General features: G+C 65.9%; 10 protein-coding genes and 3 tRNA genes. 3 read left to right on the forward strand and 10 right to left on the reverse strand.

Features of this window, described 5'->3' with window-relative positions:
* Positions 1-2 precede the first annotated feature (2 nt).
* A complete protein-coding gene (locus QO015_RS04545) occupies positions 3-599 on the reverse strand; it encodes a NuoB/complex I 20 kDa subunit family protein (RefSeq protein WP_266281175.1) in 597 nt (198 codons plus the stop codon).
* Positions 590-955: an NADH-quinone oxidoreductase subunit A gene (locus tag QO015_RS04550; RefSeq protein ID WP_266281174.1), complete on the reverse strand. Its 366-nt coding sequence runs from the start codon at positions 953-955 to the stop codon at positions 590-592. The genes QO015_RS04545 and QO015_RS04550 overlap by 10 nt, the downstream gene beginning before the upstream one ends.
* A gap of 405 nt (positions 956-1,360) precedes the next feature.
* Between QO015_RS04550 and QO015_RS04555 the strand changes: the two genes are divergently transcribed.
* Positions 1,361-2,437 (forward strand): FUSC family protein, encoded by a 1,077-nt coding sequence (locus QO015_RS04555; RefSeq protein WP_266281173.1) that lies wholly within the window; start codon positions 1,361-1,363, stop codon positions 2,435-2,437.
* Between the two features lie 11 nt (positions 2,438-2,448).
* Here the strand turns inward: QO015_RS04555 and QO015_RS04560 are convergent.
* A tRNA-Asp gene (locus QO015_RS04560) sits at positions 2,449-2,525 on the reverse strand.
* Between the two features lie 191 nt (positions 2,526-2,716).
* Here QO015_RS04560 and QO015_RS04565 point away from each other — a divergent pair.
* A complete protein-coding gene (locus tag QO015_RS04565) occupies positions 2,717-3,925 on the forward strand; it encodes an adenylate/guanylate cyclase domain-containing protein (RefSeq protein WP_266281172.1) in 1,209 nt (402 codons plus the stop codon).
* Positions 3,926-3,944: 19 nt separating this feature from the next.
* Here QO015_RS04565 and QO015_RS04570 read toward each other — a convergent pair.
* The 3 genes from QO015_RS04570 to lon form a co-directional block, all read right to left on the reverse strand.
* Positions 3,945-4,020: transfer RNA gene (locus QO015_RS04570), tRNA-Val, on the reverse strand.
* 236 nt (positions 4,021-4,256) lie between these two features.
* The gene (locus QO015_RS04575; protein ID WP_266281171.1) at positions 4,257-4,529 is read right to left on the reverse strand and encodes an HU family DNA-binding protein; all 273 of its coding nucleotides are present in this window, start codon (positions 4,527-4,529) and stop codon (positions 4,257-4,259) included.
* 206 nt (positions 4,530-4,735) lie between these two features.
* On the reverse strand, positions 4,736-7,171 hold the full coding sequence (gene lon / locus QO015_RS04580; RefSeq protein ID WP_266281170.1) for an endopeptidase La: 2,436 nt from the start codon (positions 7,169-7,171) through the stop codon (positions 4,736-4,738).
* Positions 7,172-7,465: 294 nt separating this feature from the next.
* Here lon and QO015_RS04585 point away from each other — a divergent pair, with 294 nt between their 5' ends.
* Positions 7,466-8,560, forward strand: coding sequence for a linear amide C-N hydrolase (locus QO015_RS04585; RefSeq protein WP_266282460.1), 1,095 nt, complete (start codon positions 7,466-7,468; stop codon positions 8,558-8,560).
* 167 nt (positions 8,561-8,727) lie between these two features.
* Here QO015_RS04585 and clpX read toward each other — a convergent pair whose 3' ends face one another.
* The 4 genes from clpX to QO015_RS04605 form a co-directional block, all read right to left on the reverse strand.
* The gene (gene clpX, locus QO015_RS04590) at positions 8,728-9,993 is read right to left on the reverse strand and encodes an ATP-dependent Clp protease ATP-binding subunit ClpX (protein ID WP_266281169.1); all 1,266 of its coding nucleotides are present in this window, start codon (positions 9,991-9,993) and stop codon (positions 8,728-8,730) included.
* Between the two features lie 258 nt (positions 9,994-10,251).
* Positions 10,252-10,887, reverse strand: a complete 636-nt coding sequence (locus QO015_RS04595) for an ATP-dependent Clp protease proteolytic subunit (RefSeq protein ID WP_266281168.1) — start codon at positions 10,885-10,887, stop codon at positions 10,252-10,254.
* A 211-nt stretch (positions 10,888-11,098) separates the two neighbouring features.
* Entirely contained in the window at positions 11,099-12,454 is a 1,356-nt protein-coding gene (gene tig, locus QO015_RS04600; protein ID WP_266281167.1) for a trigger factor, read from the reverse strand.
* A 75-nt stretch (positions 12,455-12,529) separates the two neighbouring features.
* A tRNA-Leu gene (locus QO015_RS04605) sits at positions 12,530-12,614 on the reverse strand.
* Positions 12,615-12,683 lie beyond the last annotated feature (69 nt).

Below are 12,683 nucleotides of genomic sequence, written 5' to 3' on the forward strand. Positions count from 1 at the left end.
CCTCAGCGCTCGATCGTTCCGGTGCGGCGGATCTTCTTCTGCAGCAGCAGCACGCCGTAGAGCAGCGCCTCCGCCGTCGGCGGGCAGCCGGGGACATAGATGTCGACCGGCACGACGCGATCACAGCCGCGCACGACGGCATAGGAGTAGTGGTAGTAGCCGCCGCCATTGGCGCAGGAGCCCATCGAGATGACGTAGCGCGGTTCCGGCATCTGGTCATAGACCTTGCGGAGCGCGGGGGCCATCTTGTTGGTCAGAGTGCCGGCGACGATCATCACATCGGACTGCCGCGGCGAGGCGCGCGGCGCGAAGCCGAAACGCTCCACGTCGTAGCGCGGCATCGAGACCTGCATCATCTCGACGGCGCAGCAGGCGAGGCCGAAGGTCATCCACATCAGCGAGCCGGTGCGCGCCCAGGTGATGAGGTCGTCAGCGGCGGCGACGAAGAAGCCCTTGTCGGCCAGTTCGCCGTTCACTTCCATGAAGAACTTGTCGTCATGGCCGAGCGGCCGTCCGGACGCATCGACGAGGCCACGCGGCCGCTCGGCGACGAGCGGCCCGCGAGCCGGGGCAGCTGCCGGGGTCTGGTTCAATCCCATTCGAGCGCTCCCTTCTTCCATTCGTAGATAAAGCCGATCGTGAGCACTGCGAGGAAGATCATCATCGACCAGAAGCCGAACCAGCCGATCGAGCCGAACGTCACCGCCCAGGGGAACAGGAAGGCCACTTCGAGATCGAAGATGATGAACAGGATCGCCACGAGGTAGAAGCGGACGTCGAACTTCATGCGCGCGTCGTCAAAGGCATTGAAGCCACACTCATAGGCCGAGAGCTTCTCCGGGTCCGGATTGCGGTAGGCCACGAGGAAGGGCGAGACCAGCAGCGCGAGACCGATAACCAGCGCTATGCCGAGAAAGACGACGATCGGCAGATATTCGCGCAAGAGAGCATCCATGATCCGCTCCGACCTTCAACCGGCCTGGGCGGCCGGCGTGCGACGCAACAAGGCGCCAACCGCTTAACTCTGCTGTCTTATCCAGCCATCCAAACGGGGCCGGAACCGATTTCGCCGAGGTCCGAAAACAACAAGCGAGCCTTAGCGGAGGCCGTCTGAAGTGGCAAGCCCCGCGCCATGCCAGGTCGCCACATGGGTGGCCGCAACCCGGCGTCATCTTGGCGGAATTTCGCCTGTCGTTGAATTGGAACGATGAAAAAAGCCCGCGCGCGGCGAAATGTCCCGCGCGTCAAGGGAGGCGGCTCGCGCCCGCCCCCGCATCCCATTGCGGCGATGCCGACTCGTCTCTCGCTCTTTTCGAAGGTGCCGCGGTCTGGTCTTCTTTCTCCGCCAACGGAGACGCCCATGACCGGCTCACCCCATGTCGTATCGACACCCCGTCGCGTCAGGACGCGCGAGCGTCTGGGCGACTGGCTGGCTTTTCACCGCGTGACGCTGAAGCGATCCATCCGCTTCACGGTCACGGTCATGGCGCCAATCGTGGTCACGCTCTTCACCGGGCCGGAGACCTGGCTCGTCTACGCGATGGTCTCGGCCATCGTTGCCTTTGCGGGGGACGCCGGCGGCCCGCGTCTGCAACGATTCGGCTGGATGGCGACGGGTCCGCTGGCGCTGGCGGCCGGCCTCGCTCTCGGCGCCGCGTCGACGGGCCACCTGCCGGCCGTGTTCGCCCTCTCCATGGGCGCTGGCCTCGCCTACGGCCTGGTCGAGACCGCGCATCCGCATCTGCTGCTCGCGACCCGGTTCTTCGCCTTCGGCATCGTGCTGGCCGGCCTCGTCAGCGCCCCGACGCCGGTCGACTTCCTGGCGATCGCCATCATGCTGGTCTTCTCCTGGCTGATCTCGCTTGCCAGCGATCTCGCGGACGGTCGCCAGACGGCGCTTTCTGTCCCGCCAGCCGCCTCTATCGGCCTCAGCCTGCGCGGCGCGCTCGGCCCACGCATCGCGTTCGCGATCGCGGTATCGCTCTCGATCGGCGCGGCGCTGACGGCGGCCGTGCTCGTCGGCTCGCTGCGGCCGTCCTGGACCTGCCTCACCGTGCTGCTGGTCATGCGGTCGGAAGTGCTGGGCAGCTTGCGCCTTGCCGGCGCGCGCGTCCTGGGAACGCTCGGTGGCGTCGTCGCGGCCGTGGGGATCGCCCATGTCGGCAGCCACCGGGTCACGCTGCTCGCGATGGCGCTCGCCGCCTTCGTGCGCTGGCCGGCGGAACAGTTCCACAATGCGCTCGGCGTCTTCTGCCTGACGCTGTTCGTGCTGCTGATGGTCGAGCTCGTGACGCCCGACAGTCACACGGCCAACCTGCTGCTGCACGAACGGCTGACGGACACCGTCATCGGAGCGATCGCGGCGGCCGTCGGGCTCGCGGCGTTCAAACTGCTTCAGATCGCACGAGGCGACAGAACAGACGAGCAACGGACTTAGCAGGGAGAAAATGGCGGGAGTGACGGGGCTCGAACCCGCGACCTCCGGCGTGACAGGCCGGCGCTCTAACCAACTGAGCTACACCCCCGCTGGGGTCCCTCTTGCGAGGGCCGAAGCGGCGTCGCCGCGTCGTGTGGGCGGTGAAGTACGGCACCGTTTGGGTCAAGTCAAGCGGCACCCGGTCCGACTGTGGATAAGCCGGAGGCGAGCCGGCTCAACCGAGCATCGGGCACCGCCCGGCTTGACGGCCGCCGCCGCGCGCCGACTAAGTGGCCCGCGATGACCCTCCTCTCCCCCGCCGACTTCGCCGAACGCGCCGGCTGCACGGAAGCACAGCTATCGGCGCTTCGCGGGCTCGGAATCCTCGGCGGCGACGGCAGCGGCCACGACGCCGGCGATGTGAACCGGGTTCGCCTGGCGCTGTCGCTCGAAGCCGCCGGAATCGCCCTCCCCGATCTCGCCGAGGCGATCCGCGCAGGCCTGCTCTCGCTCGATTTCACCGGCCAGCTGATGTTCGAGCCGGTCGCGCTCACTGGAATCGCGAGCGAGAACGGAATCGCCGGGCTGGGGCTGCCCGTCGATGTGGTGCGTCGCATGCGAAGCGCCATGGGCCTGTCGGAGCTGGAGCCGGGCGCGCCGCTTCGCGAGGACGACCGCGAGCTCCTGCAACTGATCGCCGCCGCGCGCGCCGCGGGTCTCTCCGACGACAGCCTCGCGCGCGTGCTGCGCGTGTTCGGTCAATCCGCCCGTCGAACGGTCGAGGCGATGCGCGACCTCTTCCGCAGCCAGGTGGAGGAGCCGATGCTGGCTGCCGGCGCCGGCAGCGGCGCGATGCTGGCGTCGACCGCGGCATTGCGGCTGCAATTGCAGCGGCTCGGCTTTCGAGCGCTCCACCTGCTGCAGCGGCGGATGCTGGAAGATGCAGTGTTCGACAATGTCGCAACACGAATCCAGGAAGCGCTGCCGGCGCGCCCCGCCGGGGTTGGGGCGACATCGGCCGGCTTCACCGTCGTTTTCGCCGACCTCACCGGCTATACGATGCTCACCCACCGCGTCGGCGATGCCGAGGCCGCGGAACAGGCCGCGACCTTCGAGGCCATCGGCTACGAGACGGCGCTGATCGCCGGTGGACGGTTCATCAAGTCGCTCGGCGACGGCATCCTGCTGCAGTTCGGGGACGCGGCTACGGCGCTCGATACCAGCTTCCGACTGCGCGATCATGCGACGATCCTCGCGCTACCGCCGCTCAGGATCGGATTGGCAACGGGATCGGTGGTGCCGCGCGACGGCGACATCTTCGGCCGCACCGTCAATCTCGCTGCGCGCGCCGCCGCCGAAGCGGCCGCCGACGAAGTGCTGGCCTGCGATGCGACGGTCGAACAGATGCCCGCCGTCAGGCGCCCATCCTATCGCTTCACGGCGCGCGAGCCGTCAACACTCAAGGGATTCCCGGCGCCGACGACGCTCTATGCGGTCAGCCGCGCCTGAGGGGTGCCGCGAGCGGGAATGGTGGGCGGTGAGAGACTCGAACTCCCGACATCCTCGGTGTAAACGAGGCGCTCTACCAACTGAGCTAACCGCCCACAAGGCGCCGCAAGGCGCGCCCCGTCTATAGACGATCTCCGGCCACATGGGAAACGGCCGGACGATGAGAACGAACCCGGCGCCAAGGCGTCGGGATCAGCGCGTCATGCCTTCGTTCGCTACGAGATGACGCATCGCGGTAGGGCTAGCCCTTGGCGCGGCCTTTGGCGCGGCCGCGGGCCGCCGCCAGGGTGGGCGGCCGCTCGGCCGCCTCCCCGGCAACAGCGGGAGCGCCTTAGTTGACGGCGTCCTTCAGGCCCTTGCCGGCCTTGAACTTCGGGGTCTTCGAGGCGGCGATGGCGATGGTCTCGCCCGTGCGGGGGTTGCGGCCCTCGCTGGCGGCGCGCTCGGCGACGCTGAAATTGCCGAAGCCGATGATCTTGACTTCGTCGCCGGCCTTCAGGGCGCCGGTGATCGCGTCGAACGTTGCATCGACGGCTTCGGCGGCGGCGGCCTTGGAGGTACCGGTACGCTCGGCGACAGCGGCGATGAGATCGTTCTTGTTCATGATGATCCTTTCCCTGGTCACGAACCCGGCCCGCATGAGTCGGACCCGGCCATGGCGGGGTATCTCAACGAATTGTGCGGCCGTGGCAAGCGAAAATGGCGGTTTTCCGCGATTTCGGGCGACAATTCAGTGAATCGAGATGCGAAAACGCCCGCCACGAGGGCGGGCGTTCGCGATTCTGGGTGGCGGCGAGGTGCCGCCGGGGCTCAGTGAGCCGTCAACGCGTGGGTCGCATCCTCGTCGGCGGCGACCGGTCCGGCCTTCTCCTTCTCCTTCGCCTCGTCCCAGACGATGGGCTCGGGCTTGCGCACAAGCGCGTGACCGAGAACGTCGTCCATGCGCGAGACGGGGATGATCTCGAGGCCGTTCTTCACGTTGTCCGGAATCTCCGCGAGGTCCTTCACATTGTCTTCGGGGATCATCACGGTCTTGATCCCGGCGCGCAGCGCCGCGAGCAGCTTCTCCTTCAATCCGCCGATCGGCAGCACACGGCCGCGAAGCGTGATCTCGCCGGTCATGGCGACGTCCTTGCGAACCGGAATTCCGGTCAGCGTGGAGACGATCGCCGTCACCATGGCGATACCCGCCGACGGCCCGTCCTTCGGAGTCGCCCCTTCAGGAACGTGCACGTGGATATCGCGCCGGTCGAAGAGCGGCGGCTCGATGCCGAAATCGACGGCCCGGCTGCGGACATAGGAGGCCGCGGCGGAAATCGATTCCTTCATCACGTCGCGCAGGTTGCCGGTGACGGTCATGCGGCCCTTGCCGGGCATCATGACACCCTCGATCGTGAGGATCTCGCCGCCGACCTCGGTCCAGGCGAGACCGGTGACGACGCCAACCTGATCCTCGAGCTCCGCCTCGCCATAGCGATAGCGCGGCGCGCCGAGATACTCCTCGACAACCGTTTCGTCGACCTTGATCGACGTCTTCTTCTCGAGCAGCAGCGCCTTGACGGCCTTGCGGGCCAGCGTCGCGATCTCTCGCTCCAGGCTGCGGACGCCCGCCTCCCGCGTATAGCGGCGGATGACGAACCTCAGCGCCTCGTCGGAGACCTCGAACTCACTGGCCGAGAGGCCGTGATTCTTGGTCACCTTCGGCAGGAGATGCTTGTGCGCGATCTCGAGCTTCTCGTCCTCGGTGTAGCCGGCTATACGGATGATCTCCATGCGGTCCATCAGCGGGCCGGGGATGTTCAGCGTGTTCGCCGTGGTCACGAACATCACGTTCGACAGGTCGTAATCGACCTCGAGGTAATGATCGTTGAAGGACGCGTTCTGCTCCGGATCCAGCACCTCCAGCAGGGCCGACGACGGATCGCCGCGGAAGTCCTGGCCCATCTTGTCGATCTCGTCGAGCAGGAAGAGCGGGTTGGACTTCTTGGCCTTCTTCATCGACTGGATGACCTTGCCGGGCATCGAGCCGATATAGGTCCGCCGATGACCGCGGATCTCGGCCTCGTCGCGGACGCCGCCGAGCGACATGCGGACATATTCACGGCCGGTCGCCTTGGCGATCGAGCGCGCGAGCGAGGTCTTGCCAACGCCGGGCGGGCCGACGAGGCAGAGGATCGGCCCCTTCAGCGTGTTGGCGCGGCTCTGGACGGCCAGATACTCGACGATGCGGTCCTTGACCTTCTCGAGGCCATAGTGATCCGCGTCCAGCACCTCCTGGGCGTAGACCAGGTCGTTCTTGACCTTGGTGCGCTTGCCCCACGGGATGCCGAGCAGCCAGTCGAGATAGTTGCGCACGACAGTCGCCTCGGCGGACATCGGCGACATCTGGCGCAGCTTCTTCAGCTCGCCCTGAGCCTTCTCGCGAGCTTCCTTCGAGAGCTTGGTCTTGTTGATCCGCTCCTCAAGCTCGGCCAGCTCGTCCTTGCCATCCTCCTGGTCGCCCAGCTCCTTCTGGATGGCCTTCATCTGCTCGTTCAGGTAGTACTCGCGCTGCGTCTTCTCCATCTGCCGCTTGACGCGGGAGCGGATGCGCTTCTCCACCTGAAGGACCGAGATCTCGCTCTCCATGAGCCCGAGCACGCGCTCCAGCCGTTCCGCGACGGTGCGGAGCGCCAGGATCTGCTGCTTCTCGGGGATCTTGATCGCGAGATGCGAGGCAACGGTATCGGCGAGCTTCGAATAGTCGTCGATCTGCGTCACCGCGCCGACGACCTCGGGCGAGACCTTCTTGTTGAGCTTCACATAGTTCTCGAACTCCGAGACGACCGAGCGCGCCATGGCCTCGACCTCGACCTTGTCGCCGTCGGCGTCGGGCAACGGATGGGCGTAGGCCTCGTAGTAGGGCTCGTTCTCGGTGTAGCTCTCGATCTCGGCGCGGGCGATTCCCTCGACCAGCACCTTGACGGTGCCGTCGGGCAGCTTCAGAAGCTGCAGGACGCTGGCCAGCGTGCCGATCGGATAGATCGAATCGGGCGCCGGATCGTCGTCGCCGGCATTCTTCTGGGTCGCCAGCAGGATCTGCTTGTCGGCCCGCATCACCTCCTCCAGCGCACGTATCGACTTCTCGCGGCCGACGAAGAGCGGCACGATCATGTGCGGGAAGACGACGATGTCACGCAGGGGAAGCACGGGATAGAGTTCGTCGCCGGAAGAGAGGCCGATCGAACGCTTCTTGTCGGATGTCATTCTCGTTCCTTTCGCGCCTCGCGGCCCCCGATGGGCACCGTCCGGCTCATGGGCGTCTTCGGGGGTGGCTTGGGAGGACCTCCCCGTTCGCCCGTCAGGCACTGCGTCGTTCGACGCGTCGCACCATTAGGTGGCGTTGGGATGGGGGGGTGTCAAGCGCCACCACTGCCCGTCGCCCGCCGCCCGCGGGCCTCTGGAAACGCCCTGCTGCCCCTGCGCAACCCGTTCGACGCCGGGCGATGCTATCCTGCCGCCGACAGCCCTCCCCGGGGCCTGCCAGAGGAGACCATGACAATGTCCAGCCGCTTCCGCCCCCTCGTCACGGCACTCGCCGCTGCCGCGCTGCTTTCGTCCTCGCTCGCGCCGGCCCTCGCCTGCACGCGCGCCGTCTATATCGGCTCCGACGACATGGTGATCACCGGCCGGACCATGGACTGGCTGGAAGATATGCACACGCGGCTCTGGGCCTTTCCGCGCGGCATCAAGCGGGACGGCGCCGCCGGACCGAACGCACCGGTCTGGACCGCGAAATATGGCAGCGTCGTCGCCTCGGGCTACGATCTCGGCACGGCCGACGGCATGAACGAAGCGGGCCTGGTCGCAAACCTGCTTTATCTCGCCGAGAGCGATTACGGCACCACCATGGGCAAGCCGCCGCTGTCGATGTCGCTCTGGGCGCAATATGTGCTCGACAACTTCGCCAGCGTCGCCGAGGCGGTGGCGGTCCTCGAGAAGGAGCCGTTCCGGGTCCAGACCGCCGAACTGCCGAACGGCAAAGCGGCGCAACTGCATTTGTCGATTTCGGACGCGACGGGCGATTCCGCCATCTTCCAGTACATCGGCGGCAGGCTGGTTATCTATCACGGCAAGGAATACCGCGTGATGACCAACTCGCCGACCTATGACCAGCAGCTGGCGCTCAACGCCTACTGGAAGGAGATCGGCGGTCTCACCTTCCTGCCGGGCACCAACCGCGCCGCCGACCGTTTCGCGCGCGCTTCGTTCCTCATCCAGGCGATCCCGACCGAGGTGGCGCCCAGCTATATCGGCGCGGTCCCCGACAAAAGTTTTGCCAACCAGGCGGTGGCGAGCGTCATGGGCGTCATGAGGTCGGTTTCGGTGCCGCTCGGCATCACCACACCCGGCCAGCCGAACATCTCGTCGACGATCTGGCGCACCGTCGCAGAGCAGAAGGACCGCGTCTATTTCTTCGATTCGTCGACGAGCCCGAACACCTTCTGGGTGCCGCTCGCAGATCTGGACCTGAAGGAAGGCGCTCCCGTGAAGATGCTCGACATCACCGGCGGCCGCGTGTTCTCGGGGAACGCCGCCGACAAGTTCGTCGATACCAAGCCCTTCACCTTCATGCCGGTGGTGCCGAAAGAGTAGCCCGCGGAGAGGCGCGACCGCATCGTGCCGGTTGCCTCTGTCCGGGCGCCGCGCCCCTCCGACCCACGGTGATGCAGGGAGCCGAGGCGTTCGGCGCCTCCAGGAAAGAGAAAGGCCCGGTGGATCGCTCCACCGGGCCTTTTCAATGTCTGCGATCCGCTGCGCCGTCAGGCGTTGGCGACTTCGTCCTGCTGCCGCTCTGCATAGATGTAGAGCGGGCGGGCCTTGCCCTCGACCACTTCGGCCGAGATCACGACCTCCTGCACGCCGTCGAGGCCCGGCAGATCGAACATCGTCTCGAGCAGGATCTGCTCCATGATCGATCGCAGGCCGCGTGCGCCGGTCTTGCGCTCGATGGCGCGCTTGGCGATCGCGGTCAGGGCGTCGGGATGGAAGGTGAGATCCACGTTCTCCATCTCGAAAAGGCGCTGATACTGCTTGACGAGCGCGTTCTTCGGCTCGGTCAGGATGGTGATCAGCGCCGCCTCGTCGAGATCCTCGAGCGTCGCCAGCACCGGCAGGCGGCCGACGAACTCGGGGATGAGGCCGAACTTCAGCAGATCCTCGGGCTCGACCTGGCGGAAGAGCTCACCCGTACGACGCTCCTCGGGAGCCGAAACACGAGCGCCGAAGCCGATCGAAGTCGAACGGCCGCGGTCGGAGATGATGCGCTCGAGCCCGGCGAAAGCGCCGCCGCAGATGAAGAGGATGTTCGTCGTGTCGACCTGCAGGAACTCCTGCTGCGGATGCTTTCGCCCACCCTGCGGCGGCACGGAGGCGACGGTGCCCTCCATGATCTTCAGAAGAGCCTGCTGCACGCCCTCGCCCGACACGTCGCGCGTGATCGACGGGTTGTCGGACTTGCGGCTGATCTTGTCGACCTCGTCGATATAAACGATGCCGCGCTGTGCGCGCTCGACATTGTAGTCGGCCGATTGCAGCAGCTTCAGAATGATGTTCTCGACATCCTCGCCGACATAGCCGGCCTCGGTCAGCGTCGTGGCATCGGCCATGGTGAAGGGCACGTCGAGGATGCGAGCGAGCGTCTGCGCGAGCAGCGTCTTGCCGCAGCCGGTCGGGCCGATCAGCAGGATGTTGGACTTGGCCAGTTCCACGTCGTTGTTCTTGGTGGCGTGGTTCAGGCGCTTGTAGTGATTGTGCACGGCGACCGAGAGCACGCGCTTGGCATGGCGCTGGCCGATCACATAGTCGTCGAGAACCGCGCAGATTTCCTGCGGCGTCGGAACGCCGTCGCGCGACTTCACCAGCGAGGACTTCGATTCCTCGCGGATGATGTCCATGCAGAGTTCGACGCATTCATCGCAGATGAAAACCGTCGGCCCCGCGATCAGCTTGCGCACCTCGTGCTGGCTCTTGCCGCAAAACGAGCAATAGAGCGTGTTCTTGGTGTCGCTGCCGCTGACTTTGCTCATCCGTATACCTCGCTGTCGTCCGGTCCGGGGAAAGCGGAACGACTCTTCTGATGTCGGCCGGTGCAATCCTGCCGGCCCGCCGCGGTCGAAACTCGACCCTCTAGCGCCCCTAGCCGACGGACGCAATCGGCTGATTGCGATCCAAACATGCTAGTCGGGACTTGATCAAGACATACTTAATGCCGCCGTCGGCCAATGCGAGACCCGGAGGTCCCGCCATTCCGCCGACGGCCGGCTTCGGATTTTCCGGCAGCCGGATCAATCCTTCTTGAGCTGGTCCAACGCCTCGCGGCTGGTCAGCACCTGGTCGATGAGGCCGAACTCCACCGCCGACTCGGCGACGAGGAAATTGTCGCGCTCGAGTGCGTTCTCGATCGTCTGGTAGTCGCGACCGGTGTGGTGGACATAGATCTCGTTAAGGCGCCGCTTGAGGCTTTCTACCTCGCGGGCATGGATCAGGATGTCGGTCACCTGGCCCTGATAGCCGCCGGACGGCTGATGCACCATGATGCGGGCGTTCGGAAGCGCGAAGCGCATGCCCTTCTCGCCGGCGGTCAGCAGGAGCGAGCCCATCGAGGCCGCCTGGCCGATGCAGAGCGTCGACACCGCAGGCTTGATGAACTGCATCGTGTCGTAGATCGCCAGACCCGACGTCACCACGCCGCCCGGCGAGTTGATGTACATCGCAATCTCTTTCTTCGGGTTCTCGGCCTCGAGGAAGAGAAGCTGCGCGGTGATCAGGGTCGACATATAATCCTCGACCGGGCCGGTGACGAAAATCACCCGCTCCTTGAGCAGTCGGGAATAGATGTCGTAGGCGCGCTCGCCGCGGTTCGTCTGCTCGACGACCATCGGCACGAGCGTGTTCATATAGAGGTCGATCGGGTCTCTCATGATTGTCCTTCGGCGTCTCGATTTGCCACAGGGTTGAGGGGGCCCCGGTCGACCTCAATCGGATGGACCGATTCCCGGGGCGCTGAAGCCCATACATATGGCAGCTTCCCCGGCTTCGGAAGGGGCGCGGCCAGACGCAAGAAACGACGGCGCCGCGGCGAGGGCCGCGGCGCGTTCTCATGCCCCGAATGGGGAGGAGGACTGGAGGCGATCAGGCAGACGCCTGGCCCTCTTCCTCGTCCTTGAGCAGCTCTTCGCGGGAGACGGTGCGGTCCGTGATGTCGGCGAGGCCGAGAACGTGATCTACCACCTTCTCCTCGAAGATCGGGGCGCGCAGCGACGCGAGCGCCTCGGGGTTCGAGCGGTAGAACTCGTAGACTTCCTTCTCCTGGCCCGGGAACTGGCGGATGCGGTCGACCAGCGCCCGCTGCAACTCCTCGTCGGTGACCTGGATCTTGGCGCCCTCGCCGATCTCGGAGAGGACGAGGCCGAGGCGCACGCGGCGCTCGGCGATCTTGCGGTAGTCGGCCTTGGCCGCTTCCTCGGTCGTATTCTCGTCCTCGAAGGTGCGGCCCGAGCGCTGCAGATCCTGCGTCACCTGGTTCCAGACATTCTCGAACTCCTGCTCGACCATGGTCGGCGGCAGTTCGAAGGAATGCAGTTCGTCGAGCTTGTCGAGCAGTTGGCGCTTGATCTTGGTCCGCGTCGCGGAGCCGAGCTGGCCCTGCATCTGCTCGCGCATCGTCTCGCGCAGCTTCTCGAGCGACTCGAGGCCGAACTTCTTGGCCCACTCGTCGTCAACGGTCGCGGCCACCGGGGCAGCGACGTCCTTGACGGTGACGTCGAAGGTCGCGGCCTTGCCGGCGAGATGCTTGGCGCCGTAGTTCTCGGGGAAGGTCACGTTGAGGACGCGCTCCTCGCCGACCTTGGCGCCGATAAGCTGATCCTCGAAGCCGGGGATGAAGCGGCCCGAGCCGATCGTGACCTGGCCGTTCTCGTCGGCACCGCCCTCGAAGGGCTCGCCGTCGATCTTTCCGACATAGGAAATGGTGACGCGGTCGCCATTCTCGGCGGCGCCGTCCTTGGTCGCGAAATCGGCCGAGTCACGGGCGAGCTTCGCCACTTCCGCGTCGACTTCCTCGTCGGTGACCTCGGCGATCGGACGATCGATCTTGATGCCCGCGAAGTCGCCAAGCTCGAAGCTCGGCAGGACCTCGTAGGTCATCGTGTAGGAAAGGTCCTTCTTGCCGTCGAGCACCTCGCCGGCCTCTGCCTCGTCCTCGGGCAGCGCGAAGCTCGGCTGCATGGCGGCGCGCTCGCCGCGCTCCTCGAGAGTCTTGCGGGCGGTCTCGTTCAGGATGTTCTGGACGATCTCGGCCATCGCCGACTTGCCGTAGAGGCGACGCAGATGCGCGGTCGGCACCTTGCCGGGGCGGAAGCCGTTCAGGCGGACCTGACCCTTCAGCTCTTCGAGGCGCGCCGAGAGGCGGCTGTCGAGATCCGCCGCGGGGACCACGATCTTGAGCTCACGTTTCAGGCCCTCGGAGAGGGTCTCGGTCACCTGCATGTTCAGCGCTTTCCGTCTCGTGCGTTCTTAAGGTTGGCGTCTCGCCGGGATCGTCTTTTGCTCTTCAGCGGCGCCTGGTGCGGGCGGAGGGACTTGAACCCCCACGGCGCGAGCCACTGGAACCTAAATCCAGCGTGTCTACCAATTCCACCACGCCCGCGGCAGCCGTATGGTTCCGGACCCCTCAAGGCCCATAACTAAGGCGCCGGCTCTATAGCATCAGCCCGGT

The sequence above is a fragment of the Kaistia geumhonensis genome, from assembly GCF_030815145.1.
Lineage (GTDB): Bacteria > Pseudomonadota > Alphaproteobacteria > Rhizobiales > Kaistiaceae > Kaistia > Kaistia geumhonensis.